This is a genomic window from Enterobacter sp. ECC-175, assembly GCF_043968675.1.
GTDB lineage: Bacteria > Pseudomonadota > Gammaproteobacteria > Enterobacterales > Enterobacteriaceae > Enterobacter.
Window position 1 is genome coordinate 3638716 of the sequence record NZ_CP143776.1, and the last position, 26799, is coordinate 3665514.

At 54.6% G+C, this 26799-nt stretch carries 23 protein-coding genes, 1 tRNA gene and 2 pseudogenes; 20 read left to right on the forward strand and 6 right to left on the reverse strand.

What is annotated here, in order from left to right; genetic code table 11:
- Window positions 1-93: 93 nt before the first annotated feature.
- Entirely contained in the window at window positions 94-1284 is a 1191-nt protein-coding gene (uxuA, locus tag V1599_RS17345) for a mannonate dehydratase (RefSeq protein ID WP_297121973.1), read from the reverse strand.
- A gap of 206 nt (window positions 1285-1490) precedes the next feature.
- Here uxuA and V1599_RS17350 point away from each other — a divergent pair, with 206 nt between their 5' ends.
- From V1599_RS17350 to yejF, 9 genes are all read left to right on the forward strand, one after another.
- On the forward strand, window positions 1491-2957 hold the full coding sequence (locus V1599_RS17350) for a mannitol dehydrogenase family protein (RefSeq protein WP_395300516.1): 1467 nt from the start codon (window positions 1491-1493) through the stop codon (window positions 2955-2957).
- 121 nt (window positions 2958-3078) lie between these two features.
- Window positions 3079-4059 (forward strand): GTP-binding protein, encoded by a 981-nt coding sequence (locus V1599_RS17355; RefSeq protein ID WP_297121979.1) that lies wholly within the window; start codon window positions 3079-3081, stop codon window positions 4057-4059.
- A 40-nt stretch (window positions 4060-4099) separates the two neighbouring features.
- Window positions 4100-4816 carry a phosphatase PAP2 family protein gene (locus tag V1599_RS17360; RefSeq protein WP_112012569.1) on the forward strand — a complete coding sequence of 239 codons (717 nt, stop codon included), beginning with the start codon at window positions 4100-4102 and terminating at the stop codon, window positions 4814-4816.
- A 412-nt stretch (window positions 4817-5228) separates the two neighbouring features.
- Window positions 5229-5798 carry a bifunctional murein DD-endopeptidase/murein LD-carboxypeptidase gene (mepS, locus tag V1599_RS17365; protein WP_112012570.1) on the forward strand — a complete coding sequence of 190 codons (570 nt, stop codon included), beginning with the start codon at window positions 5229-5231 and terminating at the stop codon, window positions 5796-5798.
- A 184-nt stretch (window positions 5799-5982) separates the two neighbouring features.
- Window positions 5983-7539, forward strand: a complete 1557-nt coding sequence (locus V1599_RS17370) for a cyclic di-GMP phosphodiesterase (protein WP_395300517.1) — start codon at window positions 5983-5985, stop codon at window positions 7537-7539.
- A gap of 65 nt (window positions 7540-7604) precedes the next feature.
- Window positions 7605-9410, forward strand: coding sequence for an extracellular solute-binding protein (locus V1599_RS17375; protein ID WP_395300518.1), 1806 nt, complete (start codon window positions 7605-7607; stop codon window positions 9408-9410).
- A gap of 9 nt (window positions 9411-9419) precedes the next feature.
- Window positions 9420-10514: a microcin C ABC transporter permease YejB gene (locus V1599_RS17380; protein ID WP_112012573.1), complete on the forward strand. Its 1095-nt coding sequence runs from the start codon at window positions 9420-9422 to the stop codon at window positions 10512-10514.
- Window positions 10514-11539 (forward strand): ABC transporter permease, encoded by a 1026-nt coding sequence (locus tag V1599_RS17385; protein WP_112012574.1) that lies wholly within the window; start codon window positions 10514-10516, stop codon window positions 11537-11539. Before V1599_RS17380 ends, V1599_RS17385 begins: the two co-directional genes overlap by 1 nt.
- A gap of 1 nt (window position 11540) precedes the next feature.
- Window positions 11541-13130, forward strand: coding sequence for a microcin C ABC transporter ATP-binding protein YejF (yejF, locus tag V1599_RS17390; protein WP_112012575.1), 1590 nt, complete (start codon window positions 11541-11543; stop codon window positions 13128-13130).
- Between the two features lie 3 nt (window positions 13131-13133).
- On the opposite strand, the gene V1599_RS17395 is transcribed toward yejF, so the two are convergent.
- The 3 genes from V1599_RS17395 to rsuA form a co-directional block, all read right to left on the reverse strand.
- Entirely contained in the window at window positions 13134-13478 is a 345-nt protein-coding gene (locus V1599_RS17395; protein WP_112012576.1) for a YejG family protein, read from the reverse strand.
- A gap of 330 nt (window positions 13479-13808) precedes the next feature.
- Entirely contained in the window at window positions 13809-15005 is a 1197-nt protein-coding gene (locus tag V1599_RS17400) for a Bcr/CflA family multidrug efflux MFS transporter (RefSeq protein ID WP_112012577.1), read from the reverse strand.
- Window positions 15006-15020: 15 nt separating this feature from the next.
- The gene (gene rsuA, locus V1599_RS17405; RefSeq protein WP_112012578.1) at window positions 15021-15728 is read right to left on the reverse strand and encodes a 16S rRNA pseudouridine(516) synthase RsuA; all 708 of its coding nucleotides are present in this window, start codon (window positions 15726-15728) and stop codon (window positions 15021-15023) included.
- A 151-nt stretch (window positions 15729-15879) separates the two neighbouring features.
- On the opposite strand from rsuA, the gene V1599_RS17410 reads away from it, so the two are divergent.
- Entirely contained in the window at window positions 15880-17640 is a 1761-nt protein-coding gene (locus V1599_RS17410; protein WP_112012579.1) for a DEAD/DEAH box helicase, read from the forward strand.
- Between the two features lie 125 nt (window positions 17641-17765).
- Window positions 17766-18050, forward strand: coding sequence for a 50S ribosomal protein L25 (gene rplY, locus V1599_RS17415; protein ID WP_112012580.1), 285 nt, complete (start codon window positions 17766-17768; stop codon window positions 18048-18050).
- Between the two features lie 51 nt (window positions 18051-18101).
- Here rplY and yejK read toward each other — a convergent pair whose 3' ends face one another.
- A complete protein-coding gene (gene yejK, locus V1599_RS17420) occupies window positions 18102-19109 on the reverse strand; it encodes a nucleoid-associated protein YejK (protein ID WP_112012581.1) in 1008 nt (335 codons plus the stop codon).
- Between the two features lie 134 nt (window positions 19110-19243).
- Here yejK and V1599_RS17425 point away from each other — a divergent pair, with 134 nt between their 5' ends.
- The 9 genes and pseudogenes from V1599_RS17425 to V1599_RS17465 all read left to right on the forward strand — a co-directional run.
- Window positions 19244-19471 (forward strand): YejL family protein, encoded by a 228-nt coding sequence (locus tag V1599_RS17425; protein WP_112012582.1) that lies wholly within the window; start codon window positions 19244-19246, stop codon window positions 19469-19471.
- A 19-nt stretch (window positions 19472-19490) separates the two neighbouring features.
- Window positions 19491-21251, forward strand: a complete 1761-nt coding sequence (yejM, locus tag V1599_RS17430) for an LPS biosynthesis-modulating metalloenzyme YejM (protein WP_112012583.1) — start codon at window positions 19491-19493, stop codon at window positions 21249-21251.
- Between the two features lie 72 nt (window positions 21252-21323).
- Window positions 21324-21400 (forward strand) — tRNA-Pro (locus V1599_RS17435).
- Window positions 21401-21611: 211 nt separating this feature from the next.
- Complete coding sequence (locus V1599_RS17440) at window positions 21612-21851, forward strand: DinI family protein (protein WP_248082907.1); 240 nt, start codon at window positions 21612-21614, stop codon at window positions 21849-21851.
- A gap of 103 nt (window positions 21852-21954) precedes the next feature.
- Complete coding sequence (locus V1599_RS17445) at window positions 21955-22695, forward strand: HipA family kinase (protein ID WP_395300519.1); 741 nt, start codon at window positions 21955-21957, stop codon at window positions 22693-22695.
- Window positions 22692-23510: a DUF3037 domain-containing protein gene (locus V1599_RS17450; RefSeq protein ID WP_395300520.1), complete on the forward strand. Its 819-nt coding sequence runs from the start codon at window positions 22692-22694 to the stop codon at window positions 23508-23510. The genes V1599_RS17445 and V1599_RS17450 overlap by 4 nt, the downstream gene beginning before the upstream one ends.
- A gap of 78 nt (window positions 23511-23588) precedes the next feature.
- Window positions 23589-24260 (forward strand): annotated as a pseudogene (locus tag V1599_RS17455) (SOS response-associated peptidase).
- Between the two features lie 18 nt (window positions 24261-24278).
- Complete coding sequence (locus V1599_RS17460) at window positions 24279-24554, forward strand: hypothetical protein (protein ID WP_395300521.1); 276 nt, start codon at window positions 24279-24281, stop codon at window positions 24552-24554.
- 190 nt (window positions 24555-24744) lie between these two features.
- Window positions 24745-25056 (forward strand): annotated as a pseudogene (locus tag V1599_RS17465) (recombinase); the annotation flags it as partial.
- Window positions 25057-25164: 108 nt separating this feature from the next.
- Here V1599_RS17465 and V1599_RS17470 read toward each other — a convergent pair.
- Window positions 25165-26121, reverse strand: coding sequence for a DUF2971 domain-containing protein (locus V1599_RS17470; RefSeq protein ID WP_395300522.1), 957 nt, complete (start codon window positions 26119-26121; stop codon window positions 25165-25167).
- Window positions 26122-26799 lie beyond the last annotated feature (678 nt).

Consider the following 26799-nt stretch of genomic DNA (forward strand, 5'->3'; position numbering starts at 1 on the left):
GCCTTGCCCTACCCGACCGACAAAAACAAAAAACCGGCTCTCAGGCCGGTTTTTTGTGGGACCGCTAAGCGTAGCGCGACCGGGCAACAGAGCTTACAAAAGCTCAGGATATTTGGTCATCTTCAGCGCCAGCTCAACGCCGCGCACTTCCGCCATCCCCTTCAGGCGGCCAATCGCCGAATAGCCCGGGTTGGTTTTCTTGCGCAGATCGTCCAGCATCTGGTGCCCGTGATCCGGGCGGAACGGAATAGGACGCAAATCCCCGGCGCGCTTGCGGCGCGCTTCTTCCGCCAGGATCGCATCCACCACCGCAACCATATTCACATCGCCGCCCAGGTGGGCCGCCTCGTGGAAGGTTTTTGGGTTATCTTCACGGCAGGTGGCGCGCAGGTGCGTGAAGTGAATCCGGTCGCCGAAGGTCTCAATCATCTGCACCAGGTCGTTATCCGCGCGCACGCCGTAGGAGCCGGTGCACATCGTAAAGCCGTTGTAGATGCTGTTGACCGTCTCCTTAAGCCACTGCATATCCTCGATGGTCGAGACGATGCGCGGCAGGCCGAGGATAGGACGCGGCGGATCGTCCGGGTGAACCGCCAGGCGCACGCCCGCCTCTTCGGCAACCGGCACGATAGCGCGCAGGAAGTGGGCCATGTTTTCACGCAGCTGGTTTTTATCGATATCACCGTATTCCGCCAGGCGCGCGCGGAACTGATCCAGCGTGTAGCCCTCTTCGGCGCCCGGCAGGCCCGCAATGATGTTGCGGGTCAGCTTTTCGATATCCGCTTCGCTTGCCGCGTTGAACCACTGCAGCGCCTGCTGCTGCTCTTCAGGCGTGTAATCTGCCTCCGCGCCTGGGCGCTTCAAAATATGCATTTCGAACGCCGCAAAAGCGATCTGATCGAAGCGCAGCGCCTTAGAGCCGTCGGCCATCCGGTATTCCAGATCGGTACGCGTCCAGTCCAGAATCGGCATAAAGTTATAGCAGACCGTGTCAATGCCGCAGGCCGCCAGGTTGCGAATGCTCTGCTGATAGTTCGCAATCCAGGTTTCGCACTGGCCGGAGCGGGTCTTAATCTCTTCATGCACCGGAATGCTTTCCACCACGGACCAGGTTAAGCCTTTTTCCGCCAGCAGCGCCTGGCGCTGCTGGATTTCCTCAACCGGCCACACCTGGCCGTTCGGAATATGGTGCAGCGCCGTCACGACGCCCGTCGCGCCAGCCTGACGTACGTCATCAAGAGATACCGGATCGTTCGGCCCGTACCAACGCCAGGTTTGTTCCATTGTCCTGCCCTCGCAAGTTGTTATACCAATATTCGTTAAAGCAATGACGACTACCATACATGTTTGACGGGAAGGATCAATACGGTGCGCCGCTATTGATTGATCAAACTCACAGAACGGGGATATTTACGGCTCACCAATTTAATTTGTTGTCATATAACTTTACACTGCCATTGTTAATTAATGGTTAATCAGGTGTGTACTTCATGAAGACTATAGCCTCCGCCGCGCTCCCTCCGCGCGTTCAGCAGCCGCATTACGATCGTTCGCGCTTACGTTCGCGCATCGTTCACTTTGGCTTCGGCGCGTTTCACCGCGCGCATCAGGCGCTATTGACCGACCGCGTGCTCAACGCCAAAGGCGGCGACTGGGGAATTTGTGAAATCAGCCTGTTTAGCGGCGACGTGCTGATGAGCCAGCTCCGCGCGCAGGATCACCTCTTCACCGTGCTGGAGAAAGGCGCAGAGGGCAACCGACCGATTATCGTTGGCGCCGTCCATGAGTGCCTGAACGCAAAGCTGGACTCGCTTGCGGCCATTATCGAGAAATTCTGCGAGCCGCAGGTGGCGATCGTTTCGCTGACCATCACTGAAAAAGGCTACTGCATCGACCCGGCGACCGGCAGGCTGGACAGGCAAAACGACCGCATTATTCACGATCTGGCCAATCCGGAGGAACCGCATTCCGCGCCGGGCATTCTGGTAGAGGCCCTGCACCGCCGCCGCGCGCGCGGCCTGCCCGCCTTCACCGTTCTCTCCTGCGACAATATCCCGGACAACGGCCACGTTGTGAAAAACGCCGTACTCGGCATGGCGCACAGGCGATCCGCAGAACTTGCGGGCTGGATTGAAGCGAACGTCAGCTTCCCCGGCACGATGGTCGATCGCATCGTTCCCGCTGCCACCGAGGCCTCGCTGGCTGAAATTACGCAGGCGCTTGGCGTTGAAGACCCGTGCGCCATCAGCTGTGAACCGTTCATTCAGTGGGTGGTGGAAGATAACTTTGTTGCCGGACGCCCCGAGTGGGAGGCCGCAGGCGTGCAGATGGTGCGGGATGTGCTGCCGTGGGAGCAGATGAAGCTGCGCATGCTCAACGGCAGCCATTCGTTCCTGGCCTATCTGGGGTATCTCGCCGGATATGCGCATATTAATGAATGCATGGAAGACGCCGACTTCCGCCGCGCCGCGCGCCGGCTAATGCTTGACGAGCAGGCGCCGACGCTGCGCATCACCGACGTTGACCTCACGGCCTACGCCGACAGCCTGATCGACCGTTTCGCCAACCCGGCGCTACGGCACCGGACCTGGCAAATTGCGATGGACGGCAGCCAGAAATTGCCGCAGCGCATGCTGGACGGTATCCGCGTTCATCTCGAGCGTAAAAGCGCATGGCCGCTGCTGGCGCTGGGCGTCGCGGGCTGGATGCGCTATGCAAGCGGCGTGGACGACGCCGGGAACCCGATCGACGTGCGCGACCCGCTCAGCGACAAAATTCGGGCGATTGTTGCGTCCACCACCGACGCGGAGCGCGTTAACGCTCTGCTGGGTCTGAGTGAAATTTTTGGTCACGAGCTGACGCAAAATACCGTTTTTGTCGATGCCGTAAACCAGGCCTACCAGCGCATTGTACGTCTTGGCGCACGCCGGGCTGTTATCGAGACGTTAAATCTTTAACGATTATTGCCCTTAAGGCGAACGGTATCCGCCTCCGTTCGCCGTGCCTCTTCTCATTACCGCTTTTTTTCGCCAGGATAAGTGATAATTGTTACATCATCACACCTTTCCTGGAGCGCATGTGACCAAAACCAACCTCATCACCGGTTTTCTCGGCAGCGGTAAAACCACCTCGATTTTGCACCTGCTGGCTCACAAAGATCCGGCAGAAAAATGGGCCGTGCTGGTCAATGAATTTGGCGAGGTCGGCATTGACGGCGCGCTGCTGGCGGACAGCGGCGCGCTGGTTAAGGAGATCCCCGGCGGATGCATGTGCTGCGTAAATGGCCTGCCGATGCAGGTTGGGCTCAACACCCTGCTGCGCCAGGGGAAGCCGGACCGGCTGCTGATCGAACCCACCGGCCTGGGGCACCCTAAGCAAATCCTCGATTTACTCACCGCGCCGGTTTACGAGCCGTGGATCGACCTGCGCGCCACGCTGTGCGTTCTCGATCCGCGCCAGCTGCTGGATGAGAAAGCGGTCAGCAACGAGAACTTCCGCGATCAGCTCGCCTCGGCGGATATCATCGTGGCAAATAAAGAGGATCGCGCCACGCCGGAAAGCCAGGCCGCCTTCGACGGCTGGTGGCAGCGCTACGGCGGTGAACGCCAGCGCCTTCAGACGACGCAGGGGAAAATAGACGGCGCGCTGCTGGATTCTCCCCGCCGGAACCTGACGGAGCTGCCCGCCAGCGCCGCGCATGTCCACCCGCACAGCGCAAAGCAGGGCCTGGCGGCGTTAAGCCTGCCGGAGCATCAGCGCTGGCGGCGCAGCCTTAACAACGGCCAGGGCCACCAGGCCTGCGGATGGATTTTTGATGCCGACACCGTTTTTGACACCATAGGCATTCTGGAATGGGCAAGGCTTGCGCCGGTCGATCGGGTTAAGGGGATTATGCGCACCCCTGACGGGCTGGTGCGCATTAACCGCCAGGGCGAAGACTTCTTTATCGAAACGCAGAACGTTGCGCCGCCCGACAGCCGTATTGAGCTGATTAGTGCGGTTAACGCCGACTGGAACACGCTTCAGTCGAGCCTGTTGAAGCTTCGTTTAACTTCCTGAGGCTAACGTTGCCCCTGTTTTAACTCTATGCGGAACGATGATGACAACCCGACTTCCCCTGATTTTGCTGTTGAACGCTCTCGGTCTGGCGCTCTTTTTCTCCTGGTATCTGCCGGTAAACCACGGTTTTTGGTTTTCGCTGGATTCCGGGCTGTTCCACTTTTTTAACCAGGAGCTGGTAAAAAGCCGGGCATTTCTGTGGCTAGTCGCCATCACGAATAACCGCGCGTTTGACGCCATTTCGCTGCTGGCCATGGGCTGCCTGATGCTCTCCTTCTGGCTGAAAGCGGACAAATCCGGCCGCCGCCACATTATTATCATGGGCCTGGTGATGCTGCTGACCGCCGTCGTCGTTAACCAGCTGGCGCAGCATCTGATGCCGGTTAAGCGCGCAAGCCCGACGCTCTATTTCACGGATATTTATCGCGTCAGCGAACTGCTGCATATTCCAACAAAGGATGCCTCTAAAGACAGTTTCCCTGGCGATCACGGTATGATGCTGCTTATTTTTTCAGCGTTCATGCTGCGCTATTTCGGCAAAAAAGCCTTCGTGATTGCCCTGATTATTGTTGTGGTGTTTATCCTGCCGCGCGTGATGATTGGCGCTCACTGGCTAACCGATATTGTGGTGGGATCGCTGACTGCGGTGTTGATTGGTTTGCCCTGGTGCCTGATGACGCCGCTAAGCGATCGCCTGATAGCGATTTTCGATCGTTATCTCCCCGGCAACAGCAACAAAATAAAAACAAACTCCTAACGTAAATTAACCACATCTATCAGGGATCGTTTTCGATCCCTGATGCTGCCCTTCACCCTGTCGATATCCTCTGTCATATTCTCGTCATAACATTCATGATAAAAATGAATCGATTACATGATATAGCGAGAATGTTGACGCTATTTTAGCCGATTGCGATTATTTACTTTCAGTATCACATTTTCTTATAAAAAAAAGGGTATTTTTACTCGCAAAGCCCCTTGCAATCGGTTAATCTCAGACTCGTTTTGCCTCACAGAGATAATTATTATCACGGTGAATAAATTTGTGCGCTACGCCACAGATTTGGTGATAAGGAATTGTCTCATTGTGCGCAGGTTATTAGTCTCGTCACGTTTGGCATTTTTTATAACGATTTTATCGTTAAGGACTTCAAGGGAAAATAAACAAAATGGTCAAATCTCAACCGATTTTGAGATATATCTTGCGGGGCATCCCGGCGATTGCAGTTGCGGTTCTGCTTTCGGCATGTAGTACAACGAACACCGCCAAGAATATGCATCCTGAGACGCGTGTTGTGGGAATGGAAGATTCCTCTTCACTGCAAGCCTCTCAGGATGAATTTGAAAATATGGTACGTAATCTGGACGTTAAGTCCCGCATTATGGACCAGTATGCTGACTGGAAAGGCGTGCGTTATCGCCTGGGCGGCAGCACCAAGAAAGGTATCGACTGCTCCAGCTTTGTACAGCGTACCTTCCGCGAGCAGTTTGGGTTAGACCTTCCGCGTTCAACCTATGAGCAGCAGGAAGTGGGCAAATCGATTTCTCGCACCAAGCTGCGTACAGGTGATTTAGTCCTGTTCCGCGCGGGCTCTACCGGTCGACACGTGGGTATTTATATCGGTAACGACCAGTTTGTTCACGCGTCCACCAGCAGTGGAGTCACGATCTCCAGCATGAACGAGCCATACTGGAAGAAGCGCTACAACGAAGCGCGCCGCGTTTTAACCCGCAGTTGATATGACTGTCGTATCGCTGGTTATCCCTTGGCTAGCGATATGAAGAAAAAAGCACTGCTTCGGCAGTGTTTTTTTTTGCCTGCTATCCGGCATACGCCCTGCTCGATTCCAGGCTATAGTCTTGTAATTACGTAAGTTTGGCCGACCCGTAGACACTCACGGCTTTCCAGGAACAACGACGTCTATGTTCACCCGCTACTTCTCCAGCAACCGGAAAATACTGTTTCTTAGCATTATCACCGGCGTTTTCATTGCCCTGCTGCTGGGCTCCCTGCAATTTCTCTGGAGCTACCACAAGCGGGAAGTCAAATTCGACACGCTAATTACGGATTTGAGCGTCTATATGGAAAACTATTTTGACGAGCTAAAAACCGCCATCGATGTTCTTCAGCCGCTCACCCTGGGAAGCTGTCGCGACGTCAGCGCAGAGCTAACGTCGCGCGCGGCGTTCAGCATTAACGTGCGCGCGTTTTTGCTGGTAAGAGATAAAAATGCCTTTTGCTCATCCGCCACGGGGCCGCTGAATGCGCCGATGGAGGAGCTTATTCCCCAGCTGCACATCAATAAACCCGTGGATATGGTTCTGCTCGAAGGCACGCCCATGCTGCCCGACACGCCGGCGATTGCCATCTGGTACCGCAATCCGCTGGTAAAAGACGGGGGCGTTTTTACGTCGGTCAACATCAACCTGACGCCTTACATGTTCTACACGTCGCGCCAGGAAGAGTTTGCGGGCATCGCGGTGGTCATCGGCAAACGGGCGTTAACCACGATGTCCAGTACCCTGGTTAACGCTGAGGATCTGCATGAAACACCCGCGCGCAGCGCGACGCTCAGGCACATCCCGCTGACCATCAACCTGTACGCCGACACCTGGACCAAAGATGAGCTGCTGCTCGCGCTGCTGTTTGGTCTGGTGTGCGGCATTGCTGCCGGATCGCTCAATTTCTATATCCTGACCATCCGCTTAAACCCTGGAAAAGAGATCTTAACCGCCATCAAGCTCGGCCAGTTTTACGTGGTGTATCAGCCGGTTGTGGATGCGAAAGAGCTCAAAATGCGCGGCGTTGAAGTGCTGATGCGCTGGAAGCACCCGACGATGGGGGAGATCCCGCCCGATGCCTTCATCAATTTTGCCGAGGCGCAGAAGCTGATCGTTCCGCTCACGCTGCACCTTTTTGATCTCATTATTCGCGACGCGCCGAGGCTGCAGGCCGTGCTGCCGCCGGGCGCCAAGCTCGGCATCAACATCGCGCCGGGACACCTGCACGCGGAAAGCTTCAAAGCCGACATGCGCGCGTTTAACGCCTCGCTGCCGCCGAATCATTTCCAGACCGTGCTGGAGATCACCGAGCGCGATATGATCAACCAGCATGAAGCCAGCCCGCTGTTTGACTGGCTGCACGATGAAGGGTTTGAAATCGCAATAGACGACTTCGGGACCGGGCACAGCGCCCTCATCTATTTAGAGCGCTTCACCATGGACTACATCAAAATCGATCGCGGCTTCGTAAACGCAATAGGTACCGAAACCGTGACGTCACCCGTACTTGATGCGGTGCTGACGCTGGCAAGACGCCTGAATATGTCTACCGTTGCCGAAGGTGTCGAAACGCCAGAACAGGCAGCCTGGCTGCGCGAGCATGGCGTTAATTTCCTGCAGGGCTACTGGATTAGCCGCCCGATGCCGCTGGAGCAGTTCTGCCAGTGGCGGCCGGACATGCCGCAAGCCGGTGAATAATTTCACAATTGTGGCTGTCTCACTTATTATTCGCACAGCCGAATAAAAGCAGGAACCGCCGGGAGATGTTTATGCGCATCGTGTTAATGCTGTTGACGTTACTGTGCCTGCCCGCATTGGCTCAGGAAATCAAGGAAAACACCGCATTCGCCGTCATCGGCGAGCCGAAGTATGCCATTAACTTTACCCACTTCGATTACGTCAATCCTGCGGCCCCGAAGGGCGGAAACGTCACGCTCGCGGCCATCGGCACGTTTGACAATTTTAACCGCTACGCCCTGCGCGGCGTGGCGGCCGCGCGCACCGAATCGCTTTACGACACCCTTTTTGTCACGTCCGACGATGAGCCCGGCAGCTACTACCCCCTGATCGCCGAGAACGTGCGCTATGCGGACAATTTCGCCTGGGCGGAAATCGCGATTAATCCGCGCGCGCGTTTTCACGACGGGACGCCCGTCCAGGCCAGCGACGTCGCCTTCACCTTCCACAAGTTTATGACCGAAGGCGTGCCGCAGTTCCGGCTGCTGTACAAAGGCACCACGGTGAAAGCCATCGCGCCGCTGACCGTGCGCATTACGCTTGGCCAGCCGAACAAGGAAAACATGCTGAGCCTGTTCTCGCTGCCCGTAATGCCGGAATCGTTCTGGAAGAATCACAAGCTCAGCGATCCTCTCTCTACCCCGCCGCTGGCGGGCGGGCCGTACCGCATAACGTCCTGGCGCATGGGCCAGTACGTGACCTATTCCCGGGTCAAGGACTATTGGGCGGCGGACCTGCCGGTCAACCGGGGCCGCTGGAACTTTGACACCCTGCGCTACGACTATTACCTCGACGACAACGTGGCGTTCGAAGCCTTTAAGGCTGGCGCGTTCGACCTGCGCGTTGAAAGCGACGCAAAAAACTGGGCCACCCGCTATATCGGCAAAAACTTCGCAAACCATTTCATCATCAAGGAAGAGCATAAAAACGAATCGGCGCAGAACACGCGCTGGCTGGCGTTTAATATTCAACGTCCGGTATTTGCCGACCGCCGCGTGCGGGAAGCCATCACCCTGGCGTTTGATTTTGAATGGATGAACAAAGCCCTGTTTTACGGCGCCTACAGCCGCACGAACAGCTATTTCCAGAACACGGAATACGCGGCGCGCGATTATCCCAACGCTGACGAACTGGTGCTGCTCGCGCCGATGAAGGCCGAACTTCCGCCGGAAGTCTTTACCCGCATCTTCGAACCGCCCGTCTCCGACGGCAAAGGATTTGATCGCAGCAACCTGCTTAAAGCCAGCACGCTGCTGGACGACGCGGGCTGGGTGCTGAAAAATCAAAAGCGGGTCAACGCCAAAACGGGCGCGCCGCTGAGCTTCGAGCTGCTGCTCTCTTCCGGGGCCAATAACCAGTGGGTACTGCCGTTCCAGCAGAATCTTAGCCGCCTCGGCGTTACCCTGAATATTCGCCAGGTCGATAACGCGCAAATCACCAACCGGATGCGCAGCCGCGATTACGACATGATGCAGAACCTGTGGTACGCGCAGCCGTGGCCGAGCTCGGACCTGCAAATTTCCTGGGCCTCCAGCTACATTAACTCCAGCTATAACGCCCCCGGGGTGAAAAGCCCGGTGATTGACGCCCTGATTGCCAAAATCATCGCGGCGCAGGGCGATAAGGCGAAGCTTCTCCCGCTTGGGCGGGCCCTCGATCGGGTGCTGACGTGGAACTACTACATGCTCCCCATGTGGTACATGGGCGAAGATCGCATTGCGCGATGGGATAAATTCTCGCAGCCCGCCGTGCGCCCCATCTATTCGCTGGGTTTTGAAACCTGGTGGTATGACGTCAACAAAGCCGCCAGGCTGCCCCCCGAGCGGCGCTAAGGAAAACCCATGGGTGCTTATCTGATACGCCGCCTGCTGCTGATTATCCCGACGCTGTGGGCCATCATCACCATTAACTTTTTTATCGTGCAAATCGCCCCGGGCGGCCCGGTCGATCAGGCCATTGCGGCGATTGAGTTCGGCCACGCCAGCGGCATGCCGGGCGGCGGCGGCGAAGGCATGGGCGCAAGCCACGCCAGAACCGGCGTGGGCAACATCAGCGACAGCCACTACCGCGGCGGGCGCGGGCTCGACCCCGAGGTGATCGCCGAGATCACCCACCGCTACGGCTTCGATAAGCCGCTCCACGAGCGCTATTTCAAGATGCTGTGGGATTACGTGCGCTTTGATTTTGGCGACAGCCTGTTCCGCAGCGCCTCGGTGCTGACCCTCATCAAGCAGAGCCTGCCGGTTTCCGTCACGCTGGGGCTGTGGGGCACGCTGATTATCTACCTGGTGTCGATTCCGCTGGGCATCCGCAAGGCGGTGTATAACGGCAGCCGTTTTGATATCTGGAGCAGCACGTTCATTATCATCGGCTACGCCATTCCGGCGTTCCTGTTTGCGGTGCTGCTGATCGTCTTTTTCGCCGGCGGCAGCTATTTCGATATTTTCCCGCTGCGGGGATTAGTGTCAGCCGATTTCAGCACCCTGCCGTGGTATAAAAAAATCACCGACTACTTCTGGCACATCACCCTGCCGGTGCTGGCAACGGTGATCGGCGGCTTTGCGGCCCTGACCATGCTCACCAAAAACGCCTTTCTCGATGAGATCCGCAAGCAGTACGTGGTAACCGCCCGGGCAAAAGGCGTAAGCGAAAAGCAGATCATGTGGAAGCACGTGTTTCGCAACGCCATGCTGCTGGTCATTGCGGGGTTTCCCGCCACGTTCATCAGCATGTTTTTTACCGGTTCGCTGCTGATCGAAGTGATGTTCTCCCTCAACGGGCTCGGGCTGCTGGGCTATGAGGCCACCGTATCGCGCGATTATCCGGTAATGTTTGGCACACTCTATATTTTCACCCTGATTGGCCTGCTGCTGAATATCATTAGCGATATCAGCTATACGCTGGTCGATCCCCGAATCGATTTTGAGGGACGCTGATGCCGCGTTTAAGCTCCGTCAATCAGGCCCGCTGGGCGCGCTTTCGCCACAACCGGCGGGGATATTGGTCCCTGTGGATCTTTGCCGTTCTGTTTGTTCTAAGCATGTGTGCAGAGCTGATTGCCAACGACAAGCCCCTGCTGGTGCACTTTAACGACCGCTGGTACGTGCCCGTGCTGGCGAACTACAGCGAAAGCGACTTCGGCGGCCCGTTCGCCACCCCGGCGGTTTATCAGGATCCGTGGCTTCGTGACCAGATTGACCAGCACGGCTGGGCGCTCTGGGCGCCGATTCGCTTTGGCGCGAACAGCATCAACTACGCGACCACCGCCCCCTTCCCTTCTCCGCCCTCGGCACAAAACTGGCTGGGCACCGACGCCAACGGCGGCGACGTGCTGGCGCGCATTCTTTACGGCACGCGGATCTCGCTGCTCTTCGGCATCATGCTGACGTTCTTTTCCAGCGTGATGGGCGTGGTGGCAGGCGCGGTACAGGGCTACTACGGCGGGAAAATCGATCTGTGGGGCCAGCGCTTCATTGAGGTCTGGTCCGGCATGCCGACCCTGTTCTTAATCATTCTGCTGTCGAGCGTGGTGCAGCCCGGCTTCTGGTGGCTGCTGGGGATCACCGTGATCTTCGGCTGGATGGCGCTGGTGGGCGTAGTGCGCGCGGAGTTTCTGCGCACCCGCAACTTTGACTACATCCGCGCCGCCCAGGCGCTGGGCGTGGGTGACCGCGGGATCATCTTCCGCCACATGCTGCCAAACGCGGTGGTCGCGACGCTCACCTTCCTGCCCTTCATTTTGTGCAGCTCCATCACCACGCTCACCTCGCTGGACTTCCTCGGCTTCGGGCTGCCGCTGGGCTCGCCCTCGCTCGGCGAGCTGCTGCTGCAGGGCAAAAACAACCTGCAGGCGCCCTGGCTTGGCATCACCGCCTTCCTCTCGGTGGCGGTGCTGCTTTCACTGTTGATTTTTATTGGCGAAGCCGTCCGCGATGCCTTCGATCCCAACAAGGCGGTATAAGATGACGCAGCCTCTTCTGAGCATTGAAAATCTGTCGATTGCGTTTTCGAAGCAGGGCGAAACGCGCACGGTGGTGAGTGATTTATCGCTGCACATCCAGCGCGGCGAAACGCTGGCGCTGGTGGGCGAATCCGGTTCCGGCAAGAGCGTCTCGGCGCTCTCCATATTGCGCCTGCTCCCCTCCCCGCCGGTGAGCTATCCGCAGGGCGATATTCTGTTCCACGGCCGTTCGCTGCTGCACGCCGGTGAACAGACCCTGCGCGGAATACGCGGCAACAGGATTGCGATGATCTTCCAGGAGCCGATGGTCTCGCTCAACCCGCTGCACACGCTGGAAAAACAGCTCTACGAAGTGCTGTCGCTCCACCGGGGGATGCGCAAAGAGGCGGCCAGAGGCGAGATCCTGGACTGCCTGGAGCGCACCGGCATTCGTCATGCGGCAAAGCGCCTGTCGGATTTCCCGCATCAGCTTTCCGGCGGCGAGCGCCAGCGCGTGATGATCGCCATGGCCCTGCTCACCCGCCCCGAGCTGCTGATCGCCGATGAGCCAACAACCGCGCTGGACGTTACGGTGCAGGCGCAAATCCTGCAGCTTCTTCGCGAGCTGCGCGACGAGCTGGACATGAGCCTGCTGTTTATTACCCACAACCTCGGCATCGTCAGAAAGCTGGCCGACAGCGTGGCGGTGATGCAGAACGGGCGCTGCGTTGAGCAGAATGGGGCACCCGCGCTGCTGGCGGCCCCTCAGCATCCCTATACCCAAAAGCTGCTCGACAGCGAACCCGCTGGCGATCCGGTCCCTCTTGCCGCTGGCGGCGCGCCGCTGCTGAAGGTTGACGGGCTGTCCGTTTCGTTTCCCGTCCGCAAAGGGATCCTGCGCCGCGTGGTCGATCGCAATACCGTACTCAACAATATCAGCTTTACGCTGCGCCCCGGGGAGTCGCTCGGGCTGGTAGGAGAATCCGGTTCGGGCAAAAGCACCACGGGGCTTGCGCTGCTGCGCCTGATCGCCTCGCGGGGGGAGATTATTTTTGACGGCATGACGCTGCACGACCGGAATCGCCGACAGATGCAGCCCGTTCGCCCCCGCATGCAGGTGGTGTTCCAGGACCCTAACTCCTCGCTCAACCCGCGGCTCAGCGTGTTACAAATCGTCGAAGAGGGGCTGCGCGTCCACCGGCCCGGACTTACGGCGCGCCAGCGCGAAGAGGAGGTGATTCAGGCGTTGGCAGAGGTGGGGCTTGAGCCTGAAATGCGCCATCGCTATCCGGCCGAGTTTTCAGGCGGTCAGCGTCAGCGTATCGCCATCGCCCGCGCGCTGATCCTCAAGCCGGAGCTGATCGTGCTTGATGAGCCTACGTCGTCGCTGGACAGAACCGTTCAGGCGCAAATTCTGGCGCTGCTCAAGGGGTTGCAGGAAAAATACCGGCTGGCCTATATCTTCATCAGCCACGATTTGCAGGTCGTGCGCGCGCTGTGCCATCAGGTGATTGTGTTGCGGCAGGGAAAAGTGGTCGAACAGGGAGAGTGCCAGCGCGTCTTTGCTGCGCCAACGCAGAGCTACACGCGCCAGCTGCTATCGGCTGACTAGCACTCAGAAAGGGTATTGGCCGGAGAAAGGCTCCGCTATCGCCACGCCGAAGTTTTTCAACCGGCACGTAGCGGCAAATTCGTCCTGGCTTTTCACAAACAGGCACGGCTCGCCCTCGCACTCCAGCACGGAGCTATCCACTTCGATATCCGACAGCGCCTGGCTGAGGCGCTCCATGACCGGCCACGCCTCGTCATCATTCGGGCTCAGCAGCTTTAGCGCAACCAGGCAATTCTCGCCGCCTGCTCCGCTTTGCGGAATCGGTTCAACCTTCGAGCCTGCAAAACCCGCCGACCAGCGATAGCTCTGGGGCAAGCGATGGACTATAGAGAGTTGTAATGTATTCACGTTCGTTCCCCGGAAGCAAAATTACTTCACAATTTATTTACATTTATAGTAACACATCACGGCTAACCTGCCCCGTTTTTGCGCGGAAAACGCGGTAAGCCGCGCTCTGCGGGCAATTGCGTCTTATTTATCAGGGCTTTTTTTGATGAGTGACAGGCTCGCTTCGGCGCTATATGTACCCGTTTCTGCGATCTAACTCAACCTTTTTAACTACAGTGATGTGACTTTTTACATAAATATATTTTACATAAAAGAAACAAACAAGGGGTAAACGAACGCCATTTTGGTTGATATGGGTCAACAAAAAGGCCCTTTCGGGCCTTTGAGCGCTCAGCGTGCCGTTTTGCTGGGCCGGCTGGCGTAGAGGTAAAACAGAATGGAGCTGGTTGCGCACAGCGCAATGGCCCACAGCATTGGCCAGGCCGTGCTGAACGTGGCAAGCGACAGCAGCGCCCCCACCACGGCACCGATGCCGAAGCGGAACGTCCCCGCCAGGGACGAGGCGGTGCCCGCCATGTGCGGAAACTCGTCGAGGATCACCGCCATGCCGTTAGACGAGACCATCGACACGCAGCCCACAAACGCGGCAACGCCAACCACCAGCGCCCAAAAGCCGACGCCGAGAAACGCCGTCACCACCAGCCAAATCGCCATCACAAACTGGATCCACAGCCCGGCACGGAACATATTGAGCGCCCCGACCCGCCGCACGAACCGGCTGTTAATGATGGTCATGACGAACAGAAACACGATGTTCAGGGCAAAGTAGTAGCCAAAGTGCTGCGGCGAAACGTGATTCAGCTCAATGTAGACAAACGGCCCGGCGCTAAGGAACGAGAACATCCCGGCAAAGCTGAAGCCGCTGGCCAGCATGTAGCTCAGCACGCGCTTGTGGCGAAACAGCGAGGCAAAGTTGCCAAGCGTGGTGCGAATGTGGAATTTCTGCCGACGCTCAGCGGGCAGCGTTTCGTCAATAAAGAAGAAGATCATCGCCGACGCGAGCAGCGCCGCCACGGCCAGGATCCAGAAGATAACGTGCCAGCTAAACCACACCAGCACCGCGCCCCCTACCATCGGCGCAACCAGCGGCGCAATGGTGGTCACCAGCATGACAAACGACATCATGCGGGAGAACTCTTCCTTCGGGTAGACGTCGCGCATCAGGGCGTTAATCACCACGCTCGCCGCCGCGGCCGCCAGGCCGTGCAAGAAGCGCATAACGATGAGCTGGTCTATGGTTTGCGCCAGCGCACAGGCCACCGCCGCCGCGGCAAAAATCAGCGTCCCGCCGAGGATCACCGGCTTGCGCCCAAGGCTGTCCGCCATCGGGCCATACAGAAGCTGGCCAATGGCGAAACCGAGAATATAGGTGCTGAGCGTCATCTGCGCGCTGCCCGCCGGCACGCCAAACTGCGCGGAAATCACCGGCAGCGCGGGCAGATACATATCGATGGACAGCGGCATCAGCATGGCCAGCAGGCCAAGAATAAAGACGATTTTAAACGACGAGTGTGGCCTGGTGGTCACAAGGTTCTCCTGAAATTAGCGCGAGGGCAGGCCGACGCTGGCGATTTCTTCTGCCGTTAACGGGCGGTATTCGCCGGGAGCCAGTTCCGGGTCAAGCTCAATCGCGCCGATACGCTCGCGGTGCAGGCCCACAACGCGGTTTCCTACCGCGGCGAACATGCGTTTGACCTGGTGGTAACGCCCTTCGCTGATGGTAAGACGGACCTCGGTTGGGGTAATCACTTCCAGCACCGCCGGTTTGGTCAGATCTTTTTCATTATGCAGCTGAACGCCTTGGGTGAAGCGTTCTGCCGTGTCATCGGCAACCGGCGATTCCAGCGTCACCAGATAGGTTTTCTCGCAGTGGTGGCGCGGAGAGGTAATGCGGTGTGACCATTGACCGTCGTCGGTCATCAGCACCAGGCCGGTGGTGTCAATATCCAGACGCCCCGCGGCGTGCAGCTTGTGCGCCACCGGCTCGTCGAGAAAATAGAGTACGGTCGGGTGATCCGGGTCGTCCGTTGAGCAGACGTAGCCTTCCGGCTTGTTGAGCATGAAATAGCGCGGGCCGTTCTGCTGGGTGAGCGGATTATCATTGTACTCAACCTGATGTTCAGGCTGGAGTTTGAACGCGCTATCTTTCACAATGTCGCCATCTACGGTAACGCGGCTGGCGCGGATCTCACGCCCGGCAATAGCGCGGCTTACGCCGAGTTGCTGAGCGATAAATTTATCAAGTCGCATGAAATCTTTTTAGCCTTTAGGGTGCTGGAAGTCGGACAACGCGTCCGAAAATGAAGCAGTCAAGAACGGTTCAGTATAATGGTCTGGTTGCGCCACTCAAGGGAAAAAGTTTCGTGGCATACTATGTGTGAGTTAATCAATCTGAGAGCCCATGACTTTTACACTCCGTCCCTATCAGCAGGAAGCCGTTGACGCTACCCTCGCCTGGTTTCGCAAACACCATAAGCCTGCCGCTATCGTGCTTCCGACCGGGGCGGGTAAAAGCCTGGTGATCGCCGAGCTGGCCCGCCTGGCGCGCGGGCGCGTGCTGGTGCTTGCCCACGTTAAAGAGCTGGTGGCGCAAAACCACGCCAAGTATTGTGCGCTCGGGCTAGAGGCCGATATTTTCGCCGCCGGATTAAAACGCAAAGAGAGCCACGGAAAAGTGGTGTTTGGCAGCGTGCAGTCTGTCGCCCGCAACCTGGATCAGTTTCGCAGCGAGTTTTCACTGCTGATCGTCGACGAATGTCACCGCATCAGCGATGACGACGACAGCCAGTATCAGCAGATACTCAATCATCTCAAAGAGGTGAATCCTCACTTACGCCTGCTCGGCCTGACGGCGACGCCGTTCCGCCTGGGCAAAGGCTGGATCTATCGTTTCCACTATCACGGCATGGTCCGCGGTAACGAAAAGGCCCTGTTCAGCGACTGCATCTACGAGCTGCCGCTGCGCTACATGATTAAGCACGGCTACCTGACGCCGCCAGAACGCCTGGATATGCCGGTGGTGCAGTATGACTTCAGCCGCCTGCAGGCGCAGAGTAACGGCCTGTTCAGCGAGGCTGATCTGAACCTCGAGCTGAAAAAGCAGAAACGCATTACGCCGCACATCGTTAGCCAGATTGAAGAGTTTGCGCAGACGCGCAAAGGGGTGATGATCTTTGCCGCCACGGTTGAGCACGCCCGGGAAATCACCGGGCTGCTGCCAGCCGACGACGCGGCGCTGATCACCGGGGAAACGCCCGGCCCCGAGCGCGACAGGCTGATTGAGGCGTTTAAAGCGCAGCAGTTCCGCTATCTGGTCAACGTTTCGGTATTAACCACCGGCTTTGATGCCCCGCACGTCGATCTGATCGCCATTTTGCGCCCCACCGAATCCGTCAGCCTTTATCAGCAAATTGTCGGACGCGGCCTGCGCCTTGCGCCCGGAAAGACCGACTGCCTGATTCTGGACTATGCGGGAAACCCGCACGATCTCTACTCTCCCGAGGTCGGGACGCCGAAAGGCAAAAGCGACAACGTGCCGGTGCAGGTATTTTGCCCTGCCTGCGGCTTTGCCAACACCTTCTGGGGCAAAACCACCGCCGACGGCACGCTGATCGAGCATTTTGGCCGCCGCTGCCAGGGCTGGTTTGAGGACGACGACGGGCACCGCGAGCAGTGCGATTTTCGCTTCCGCTTCAAAAACTGCCCCCAGTGCAACGCCGAAAATGATATTGCCGCCCGCCGCTGCCGGGAGTGCGACGCGGTGCTGGTCGATCCCGACGATATGCTCAAGGCGGCGCTGAAGCTGAAGGACGCGCTGGTGCTGCGCTGCTCGGGCATGGCGCTCCAGCCCGGCGCGGATGAAAAAGGCGAGTGGCTCAAGATCACCTACTACGACGAGGACGGCGCGGACGTTAGCGAGCGCTTCAGGGTCCATACTCCGGCCCAGCGCACGGCGTTTGAGCAGCTATTTATGCGTCCGCACACCCGCACGCCCGGCGTGCCCCTGCGCTGGATAACGGTGGCGGATATCGTTCACCAGCAGGCGCTGCTGCGCCATCCGGACTTCGTTGTTGCCCGCAGGAAAGGTCAGTTCTGGCAGGTACGCGAGAAGGTCTTTGACTATGAAGGCCGCTTTCGTCGGGCAAATGAATTACGCGGCTAGCGGGACTTTTCATTGATGTGAGGGGCAATTGAGTATAAAATGCCGCCCGCTTCACATCCGTGAGGCAGAACACTCACCTGCTGCTGGGTCGCCTGTAGTAGGGTTTTAAATACAGAGAGAAATCAATGTTCACTATCGAAGCAGAAGTACGTAACGTGCAGGGTAAGGGTGCGAGCCGCCGCCTGCGTAACGCTAACAAGTTCCCGGCTATCGTTTACGGTGGCGAAGCTGCTCCAGTTGCAATCGAACTGGATCACGACAAAGTGTGGAACATGCAGACTAAGCCTGAGTTCTACGGCGAAGTTCTGACCATCGTTGTTGGCGGTAAAGAAGAAAAAGTGAAGGTTCAGGCCGTTCAGCGTCACGCGTTCAAGCCAAAACTGACTCACATCGACTTCGTTCGCGCGTAATCGCAAACCGGTCGTAAAAAACCCCGCTTCGGCGGGGTTTTTTTATGCCTGCTATTTACCGCCGGACGTGCGGCGCTGCAGCTGATCGCGCAGGTTCGGCGGCGTGCCTTTGATCGTCAGCGTATCGGTGGCCGGGTCCCAAAAGATGCGCTCGCCCAGCAGCATGGCGTCGAAGTTGACCGTCAGGCCCCCGCCGCTGCCGGCAAATTTCGTGAGCTGACGCAGCGTGCTGCGGTCCGCCGGGAAGCTCTCTTCCAGCTCGTAGCCTTTCTCCGCGGTAAACGCCTGGAAGCTGACCTCGCTGACGCCCGCCAGCTCTTTTGACAGCGACTCCAGCTCAATCTCTTCGCCCGCCTGAAGCTGCTCGTTGCAGTAGCTGTAAACCTGCTGACGCACGGTCTGGCGCTCGGATTTATCCAGCTGCGCTTCGGCGGTGAAATCATCTACCGCCTGCAGCAAACCTTTGTTCTGTGCCTTGGCGTTAAGGCCTTCACTGGCCCCGAGGAAATCCATAAAGAAATCGGCCACTTTGCGGCCCACGCGCCCTTTCAGGAAGGTCAGGTAGCGGGTCGATTCCGGGTTGGTTTCCCACTCGGTCAAATCAATTCGCGCCACAATATCCGCATGGTTAATATCCAGATAATGCGTTGAGCTGATATCCAGCTGCTCGTTCACGCGCATGCTGCTTAAGTTATTCAGCACGGTAACCAGCAGATACTCTACCGCCAGGTAGCGATAGTGGCAGAACAGAACGATACCGCCGTCAGCAAACGGATATTTTGCCAGCTCGTCGCGCAGGCGGCCAGTGGCGGCGCGGCTAAAGGCCAGGAAATCCTCTTCACCCTGACGCTGCAGGCGCAGGCTATCCGCCAGCTCGCTCTCGTCGTTGAACAGGCCATAAGCTTTATTTTTTGCGCTGTAGACGCGGTGTAGCTCCGCCATCATTTCCACAACGGTAGGCGTTGGTTCCAGTAATGAATCGCGCAGCACCACTTCAAGGGTTTGCTCATCACGCTTGATAAGCTGGTGCAAGGCAATCTGGTTGATTTCCAGACTCATGATAAACTCTCCTTTTAGACCGGGCGGTATTCAACCACCACCGGGACGTGTGTGCAACAACAGATAAAAAAGGGGAAAAAAAGCTGTTGCTACGGTAATATGTTGCCCTTTCATCAACGAACTGATTTTGATTTATGCCACAACATTCCCGCTATAGTGATGAACACGTTGAACAACTGCTCAGTGAGCTGGTCAACGTACTGGAAAAACACAAAACGCCGACCGATCTTTCCCTGATGGTGTTGGGAAACATGGTCACCAACCTGATCAATACCAGCGTTGCTCCGGCTCAGCGTCAGGCGATCGCCAAATCTTTCGCCCAGGCTTTGCAGTCATCCGTGAGCGACGACAAGGCCCACTAAGGGAAACGAACAACAGTTTATGGTGACGAACCGTCAGCGCTACCGCGAAAAAGTCTCCCAGATGGTCAGCTGGGGGCACTGGTTTGCCCTGTTCAACATGCTGCTGGCCATGGTACTCGGCAGCCGCTATTTGTTTGTGGCAGACTGGCCTACGACGCTCACCGGGCGTATCTACTCCTGGATCAGCGTTGTTGGACATTTTAGCTTTCTGGTTTTCGCCACCTACCTGCTGATCCTGTTCCCGCTGACGTTTATCGTCATGTCACAGCGTCTGATGCGGTTTTTATCCGCGGTCCTCGCCACTGCGGGGATGACGCTGCTGCTTATCGACAGCGAAGTGTTTACCCGTTTCCACCTGCATCTTAACCCCATCGTCTGGGAACTGGTGATTAACCCCGACCAGAACGAAACCGCACGTGACTGGCAGCTGATGTTTATCAGCGTGCCGGTGATCCTGCTGATTGAGATGCTGTTTGCGACGTGGAGCTGGCAAAAGCTCCGCAGCCTGACCCGACGCCGCCACTACGCGAAGCCCGTCGCGGCGCTCTTTTTTGTCTCCTTTATCAGTTCGCACATAATGTACATCTGGGCCGATGCGAACTTCTATCGCCCGGTGACCATGCAGCGCGCAAACCTGCCGCTGTCGTACCCGATGACCGCCCGTCGATTCCTCGAAAAACACGGCCTGCTGGATGCGCAGGAGTATCAGCGCCGCCTGGTCGAGCAAGGTAACCCAGAGGCGGTCAGCGTGCAGTATCCGCTGAGCGACCTGCGCTACCGCGATATGGGACGCGGGCAGAACGTTCTGCTGATCACCGTTGATGGCCTGAACTACTCGCGCTTCGAGAAGCAGATGCCGGCGCTGGCGGAATTTGCGGATAAAAATATCGCCTTCACGCAGCACATGAGCTCTGGCAACTCCACGGACGCGGGCATCTTTGGCCTGTTCTACGGGATCTCGCCGGGCTATATGGACGGGGTACTCTCCGCCCGTATTCCTGCCGCATTGATTACCGGGCTTAACCAGCAGGGCTATCAGCTGGGGCTGTTCTCATCAGACGGCTTCAACAGTTCACTTTACCGTCAGGCGCTGCTGTCTGACTTCTCCCTGCCTGCGGCACAAAGCCAGTCGGACGATCAAACGGCAAATCAGTGGATAAACTGGCTGCAAAACTACGCGCAGGAAGATAACCGCTGGTTCTCATGGGTCGCCTTTAACGGCACAACCCTGGACGACAGCAATCAGAAGGGCTTTGCGCGCCGCTATGCGCGCGCAGCGGGCGATGTCGATGCGCAGATTAGCCGCGTGCTAAACGCCCTGCGCGACGCCGGCAAGCTGGATAATACCGTCGTCATTATTACCGCAGGCCACGGCGTACCGCTGGGTGATGAGAAGAACGACATGGAGTGGTCACGGCCAAATCTTCACGTTCCGCTCGTCGTTCACTGGCCGGGCACGCCGGCGCAGCGCATCAACATGCTCACCGAGCACAAAGACGTGATGACCACGCTGATGCAGCGCCTGCTGCACGTCAGCACCCCGGCAAATGAATACTCTCAGGGGCAAGACCTGTTTAGCGCAACGCGTCGCCACAACTGGGTGACGGCAGCGGGCAATAACACGCTGGTCGTGAATACGCCGAAGCTGACGCTCGTGCTGAACGGCAACGGAAAATACCAGACCTATACTCTGCAGGGTGAAAAGCTGAAGGATCAGAAACCACAGCTCAGCCTGCTGCTGCAGGTGCTGACGGATGAGAAGCGCTTTATCGCTAACTGATTAATTATAAACCAGTTAGCGTTCGCTTCCCCTTGCATTCAGCGGGGAATCGAGTACTATCTTTTTATGCGTCGGCACGTAGCGCAGCCTGGTAGCGCACCGTCATGGGGTGTCGGGGGTCGGAGGTTCAAATCCTCTCGTGCCGACCAAAAACACATTTAAAACCAGCCTCTTATGGCTGGTTTTTTTATGGCTTAATTTTGTGCGGGGAAGAACAGGGGAATAATGGGGGAATAAACACCCGTCATTATCTGCAAATGAAGAGCAAAAAAACCAGCCTTAAAGCCGCCCACACGCCTTGACACTGTATATTTTTACAGTAAAAATACTACCTCCCCCAGAGCAATTATGGAGGCTTTTATGTTTGTTGAGTTGGTTTATGATAAGCGAAATGTCCAGGGCCTGGATGGAGCCAGAGAAATAATTCTGGCCGAGCTGACCAAGCGAGTGCACAACATCTTCCCTAACGCAGAAGTGAAAGTTAAGCCTATGCAGGCTAACGGCCTGAATAGTGATGCAAGTAAAAGCGATCGCGAAAAGCTGAATCGTATGCTTGAAGAAATGTTCGAAGATTCAGATAACTGGCTTTCAGCAGATTAGGTACGTAAAAACACTGAAAGAAACACCAGGTTATCAGATTACGTTTTTTAGACTAATATCCAACGACTAATTACAGATGTTGAAAAGGATATTCGTCGAAGCCATGCCCATCGAACCCTTGCGCGTTATCGAAATAATTCGACGTATACCGGATTGTGCAACGGAACCTTTTCTATGCAAATGTGATGATGGAGAGTTATATGTCGTAAAAGGTATGCCTAGCGTACCCCGCGTACAACTCATTGCTGAATGGATATCAGCGCATCTAGGTAAAGAATTGGGCCTTTCTTTACCAGACTTCGGTATGGCTTATGTTGACAGCGCTCTTACTCAATACGTGCCTGAATGGCGGAATGCGCTTAATGAGGGCCTCGCATTTGCGACAAAATTTATACCAGGTGTTGCCCCTATTACCTTTTCACAAGCACACCATAACGTAGATGTTCAAGCACAAAAGATAATCTATCTATTTGATAGATGGATAAATAATTCAGATAGGTCGCTTTCTCCTAACGGCGGCAACGTAAATATCATCTTTGATTACCGCAATAATAGATACTATCTGATTGATCACAATCTGGCGTTCGACCAGAATGATGATGAGGCATCGTTTGACTACCATGTCTACGCTCCGCGGCATAGGAAGTGGGTGTTTGACATCGTTGACCGCCCTCATTGCGAAGATGAAATTATTCGAACAAAAGGAACTTTGCCTGTTTGTTTAGGACAAATTCCTGAGGATTGGTTGCCTGAGTCTGAAGAGGCTCGTGAGCAGTGTTTTAGTCAAATCGCACAACTACTGAATCGTAACGAAACTGAAGTTTTTTGGAGTAATATCAAATGACTACGCCATGTCTATACAGCATTGTAAGATATGCGCCGTTTGCTGAAACTGAAGAGTTTGCAAACATAGGCGTCGTCCTTTGTGCGCCTCTAAAACATGTATTTTTGTTTCGTTTGACCCAAAGCAATGACGCACGAGTCACCTCTTTCTTCAAAGATGATACGATTTTCCCAATAGCAAAAGACGCGGTTGCCAGAGAACTTAAGCTGGCTCAAGAGCAAACTAAGAACATTAGCTCTGCCGACGATATTGCAAACTTTTTCAGTTACTTAACAGCTAAACGCGAGTCAATATTTCATTTTAGCTCTACACGTGTGGTGCTTGCAGAAAGCCCTGAACACGAACTGCATCGCGTTTATGATAAATTTGTTAATCATTCTGATTACAACAAAGAACGCAGAGAAGAAATTCTAACGCGCGAGCTAAAAAACCGTTTGAATTCATACACAGAGCTTCAAAACGTTTTCCGTAAGGAAACATTTGGAGGAACTCTTACGCGCTTCACAATGCCTTTTGTTGCTAAAAATGAGGATGAGATCCTTTGCGCGATTAAACCTCTTGCTTTTGTTCAGCAAGAGCCGGGCAAAATGATGGAACATTGTGATTCGTGGGTATCACGGGTAAAACGTGCTGCTGATGAACGTTTGCTAAATCTTGCAAATGTACTTTTTACAATCGATGGGCATAAGCATCCGAGCAGTTCAGAAGCAAAAGCTATGGATGAGATTCGACGTACGTTTGACCGTAACAATTTAGCTCACTTCAACCATAACGATGAAACGTCCATTATTCAGTTTGCTAAAGCTGCGATTTAACTAAACCCGGTTTTCTACCGGGTTCTCCCCCTTCTGAATGTTTACCTATACTCCATTGATGACTTTAATGGCGGTTCTATGTGTGGCCGATTTGCACAAGCACAAACCCGTGAAGAGTATCTGGCTTATCTCGCCTACGAAGGTGATCGCGACATCGCATATGACCCAGAGCCGATTGGTCGGTACAACGTCGCGCCCGGCACTAAGGTTCTGCTGCTTAGCGAACGCGACTAGCAACTGCATCTTGGTCCGGTCCTGTGGTCTTACGCGCCCGGGTGGTGGGATAAAGCACCATTGATAAACGCGCGCGTCGAGACGGCTGCCACCAGCAGGATGTTCAAGCCTCTCTGGCAGCATGGCCGGGCAATCTGCTTTGCTGATGGATGGTTCGAGTGGAAGAAAGAAGGCGACAAGAAGCAGCCATATTTCATTCACCGGGCAGACGGTCAGCCGATATTTATGGCCGCGATAGGCAGTACGCCATTCGAACGCGGCGATGAAGCAGAGGGTTTTCTCATCGTGACGTCTGCAGCTAACAAAGGACTGATCGACATTCACGACCGCCGGCCACTGGTTCTGTCGCCTGAAGCGGCGCGGGAATGGATACACCAGGACATAGGCGGGAAAGAAGCTGAAGAGATAGCAGCAGACGGTGCCGTGCCCGCCGACAAGTTTATCTGGCATGCCGTGACGCGCGCTGTAGGGAATGTACGTAATCAAAGCCATGAGCTTATAATGCCGATAAATTAAAACTATTAGGGCTATAAAATGACGAACAAGGAACTTTTGGATTGGATCCATAACACTTCTCCAACCATCGAACAGCAGCTGAAGCGCTGGTTGGATGAAATTCTGCAGAATGGACATAACTCACCTGAGTACCGCCATGGCGTAGAGTTGTACGACAAAAATCAATTGGCGTTATTAAGGCCCTACACCAATAAATATAACGGGTTTTGTCTTTCGATTTGCACCGTGCGGTTGCCTGCTGAGATTCAGGGGAAGGGATGGTTTAAAAGTTTTCTTAACTATGTTGCGAGATGAACCCTTGGCGCGATGTAATTTTAGAAGATGTTGAGAATGAACATTTAAAATCATTCTGCGAGCGCAACAATTTTCATGTATTGGACCCGTTTTATAAAACAACATATGTGGTTAATAAACAGGCTGTAATGAATTTAGTAACCAGCCCCCTTGGTCGTTACACTGACTACCTAACTCTCAACAAATCAGAGTAACGCGTCGTATACCGGATCGTCAGGTTAAACGCAGTAAAGAGGTTTCACACCCAACTCAAGTTGCGCCTGACTATCTTAGTCGCTCGTTCTCCTCTTTACGCGATGAGCTAGGACTGTGTGAACATCTTGCGATGGACGAACGTCCTACATTTCACGAGATAAGAGCACTTGCGGCGCATTTGTTTAATAGCCAAGGAATCGCCCCTCAAGGCAGGATGGCCCATAGCGATGCAAAATCAACGAAGATTTATACTCGTAATCATATCGATTGGGTTATCGTTCCTCATGGGGAAATAAAAACCGGATAACTATAAAACTTTCTACTTTATTTGATTTTAACTTAAATAAGTGATTCATAAGGTATAGGGCTGAGTTTATTTTGATTAAAGCCCTATACCAAAAAATATAAATGTGAACTACTTTTGCCCATGATATTTATCAGTGATATCGTTCATGGCGGAAATGTATTTTTGCAAGCCTCCATAGCTATCTATCATTCTAAAAGAGTTTCGAAACGTAGCCATTTTTTCATCTTGCTGAGTAATCCCACACCAACCACAAACCTTACTATCGAAATCTAGTGGCTCATAACATTTTTTACATTGACGAGAAACAGCTTCTATCTTCCCATCAACAAACTGGTGTGATTTAAGATTCTTAGATAAAAGAAAAGGTGCAGTAGTTGTTTTACCTATTACCATCTCAAAATATCTGCATTTAGCCTTTTTAGCTAAAACCTGAATTTTTTGCTTCAAAGAATCATTTGATTTGTGTCCAACAATAACGCCCGTTATACAAGTAACTGGTACAGGAAGTAGCATTAGCCAGTCGTTTGGTTTAGTAAGCGCTTTCTCATCAATTATCACTCGTCTTTCTTGCTCATAACTCCAGCATGTTTGCTTAGTCAAATATGCTGCTCTTTTAATATATGAAATAAGCCAATAAATATAACGAGGTTTACAGATATGAAATGCTCTTGCTAGAACATCTTCAATACCTTCATCTGGAGAGTCCATATACTCAACATCTGCTATTGCGCAATGTTCTTGGAAGCCGATTTCATTCAGGAAGTTTTTAAACTTCTCTTCGTTAATTTCTATTACAAATCCTGATGAATTGCCTGCATAATGCGCCCACATTGGGGATATTACAGGACTTTTTGTAAAGCAAGTGGCAGGTTGCTTTGTAAGCATGCTGATCATTTCATTGTAAAAAGCCAGTTCATCAGGACCTCGGTTAAAATCAATTGTGAGGAAAAACTCATATGGGTCATTGTATTCATGCAAGTGAGAAAACTTTATACCAATATGTTTTTCATCTATCATTAATTTATCGGCTATATCAGCACCCATGAATTTATACAAATTGGTCATATACTTTTCCTTAGTAACAAGACAAATTCTGTAAATCCTATACTCGCGTCAACCTAAATGCTAGTAAGATTGTTTGACCAAACGAGATGGGGAAATACCTCTCCTAACTCATTGATGTTTAAAGGGCGGATTTTGCATAAAAAGCACTGATTGTTTATACATACGTATCCGAGACAACATCAGTAATGACGCGGCCTTCAGCGATTTAACAACGGTGTCATGGGGTGTCGGGGGTCGGAGGTTCAAATCCTCTCGTGCCGACCAAATTTTCACAGAAAGGACAACAACTTACGTTGTCCTTTTTCGTATCTGCGATACGCAGACTCCTCGCAAAATGTGTCACGTGACACGCGGCGTGACGCGCGCTGTATGCGATTCTGTCAGCCTACAATTGCAGGCAAGGCGAACCTAACCTTCTCGCCAGACGCTGGCTATGAGCCAGGCATCTCCGAATTTGGACACCATGACCGTTGCTCGCAGGCTCGCGATGGTGCGCTATCAGGCTGCGCTACGTGCCACAAATTACTCTTTAAATCTCACCGTTTACTACATGGCACGTCGTGGATGGGAACATCACGTTTTCAGACTCATGGAAAAAAAGAAACGCTGAAACGAAGATGTGATTACACGGGCAATTAGCCCCTTCATTTATGCTGAGAGAAAATCATTTTGTTTTCA

What these genes read in the sequence shown, in the direction of transcription:
- V1599_RS17450 (WP_395300520.1), top strand. Translation starts at nt 22,692, where the DNA reads ATGACTACGCCATGTCTATACAGCATTGTAAGATATGCGCCGTTTGCT.
- yejM (WP_112012583.1), top strand. Translation starts at nt 19,491, where the DNA reads ATGGTGACGAACCGTCAGCGCTACCGCGAAAAAGTCTCCCAGATGGTC.
- V1599_RS17460 (WP_395300521.1), top strand. Translation starts at nt 24,279, where the DNA reads ATGACGAACAAGGAACTTTTGGATTGGATCCATAACACTTCTCCAACC.
- V1599_RS17385 (WP_112012574.1), top strand. Translation starts at nt 10,514, where the DNA reads ATGCCGCGTTTAAGCTCCGTCAATCAGGCCCGCTGGGCGCGCTTTCGC.
- V1599_RS17370 (WP_395300517.1), top strand. Translation starts at nt 5,983, where the DNA reads ATGTTCACCCGCTACTTCTCCAGCAACCGGAAAATACTGTTTCTTAGC.
- V1599_RS17360 (WP_112012569.1), top strand. Translation starts at nt 4,100, where the DNA reads ATGACAACCCGACTTCCCCTGATTTTGCTGTTGAACGCTCTCGGTCTG.
- V1599_RS17410 (WP_112012579.1), top strand. Translation starts at nt 15,880, where the DNA reads ATGACTTTTACACTCCGTCCCTATCAGCAGGAAGCCGTTGACGCTACC.
- mepS (WP_112012570.1), top strand. Translation starts at nt 5,229, where the DNA reads ATGGTCAAATCTCAACCGATTTTGAGATATATCTTGCGGGGCATCCCG.
- yejK (WP_112012581.1), bottom strand. Translation starts at nt 19,109, where the DNA reads ATGAGTCTGGAAATCAACCAGATTGCCTTGCACCAGCTTATCAAGCGT.
- uxuA (WP_297121973.1), bottom strand. Translation starts at nt 1,284, where the DNA reads ATGGAACAAACCTGGCGTTGGTACGGGCCGAACGATCCGGTATCTCTT.
- rplY (WP_112012580.1), top strand. Translation starts at nt 17,766, where the DNA reads ATGTTCACTATCGAAGCAGAAGTACGTAACGTGCAGGGTAAGGGTGCG.
- V1599_RS17375 (WP_395300518.1), top strand. Translation starts at nt 7,605, where the DNA reads ATGTTTATGCGCATCGTGTTAATGCTGTTGACGTTACTGTGCCTGCCC.
- V1599_RS17445 (WP_395300519.1), top strand. Translation starts at nt 21,955, where the DNA reads ATGCCCATCGAACCCTTGCGCGTTATCGAAATAATTCGACGTATACCG.
- V1599_RS17440 (WP_248082907.1), top strand. Translation starts at nt 21,612, where the DNA reads ATGTTTGTTGAGTTGGTTTATGATAAGCGAAATGTCCAGGGCCTGGAT.
- yejF (WP_112012575.1), top strand. Translation starts at nt 11,541, where the DNA reads ATGACGCAGCCTCTTCTGAGCATTGAAAATCTGTCGATTGCGTTTTCG.
- V1599_RS17380 (WP_112012573.1), top strand. Translation starts at nt 9,420, where the DNA reads ATGGGTGCTTATCTGATACGCCGCCTGCTGCTGATTATCCCGACGCTG.
- V1599_RS17425 (WP_112012582.1), top strand. Translation starts at nt 19,244, where the DNA reads ATGCCACAACATTCCCGCTATAGTGATGAACACGTTGAACAACTGCTC.
- V1599_RS17470 (WP_395300522.1), bottom strand. Translation starts at nt 26,121, where the DNA reads ATGACCAATTTGTATAAATTCATGGGTGCTGATATAGCCGATAAATTA.
- V1599_RS17350 (WP_395300516.1), top strand. Translation starts at nt 1,491, where the DNA reads ATGAAGACTATAGCCTCCGCCGCGCTCCCTCCGCGCGTTCAGCAGCCG.
- rsuA (WP_112012578.1), bottom strand. Translation starts at nt 15,728, where the DNA reads ATGCGACTTGATAAATTTATCGCTCAGCAACTCGGCGTAAGCCGCGCT.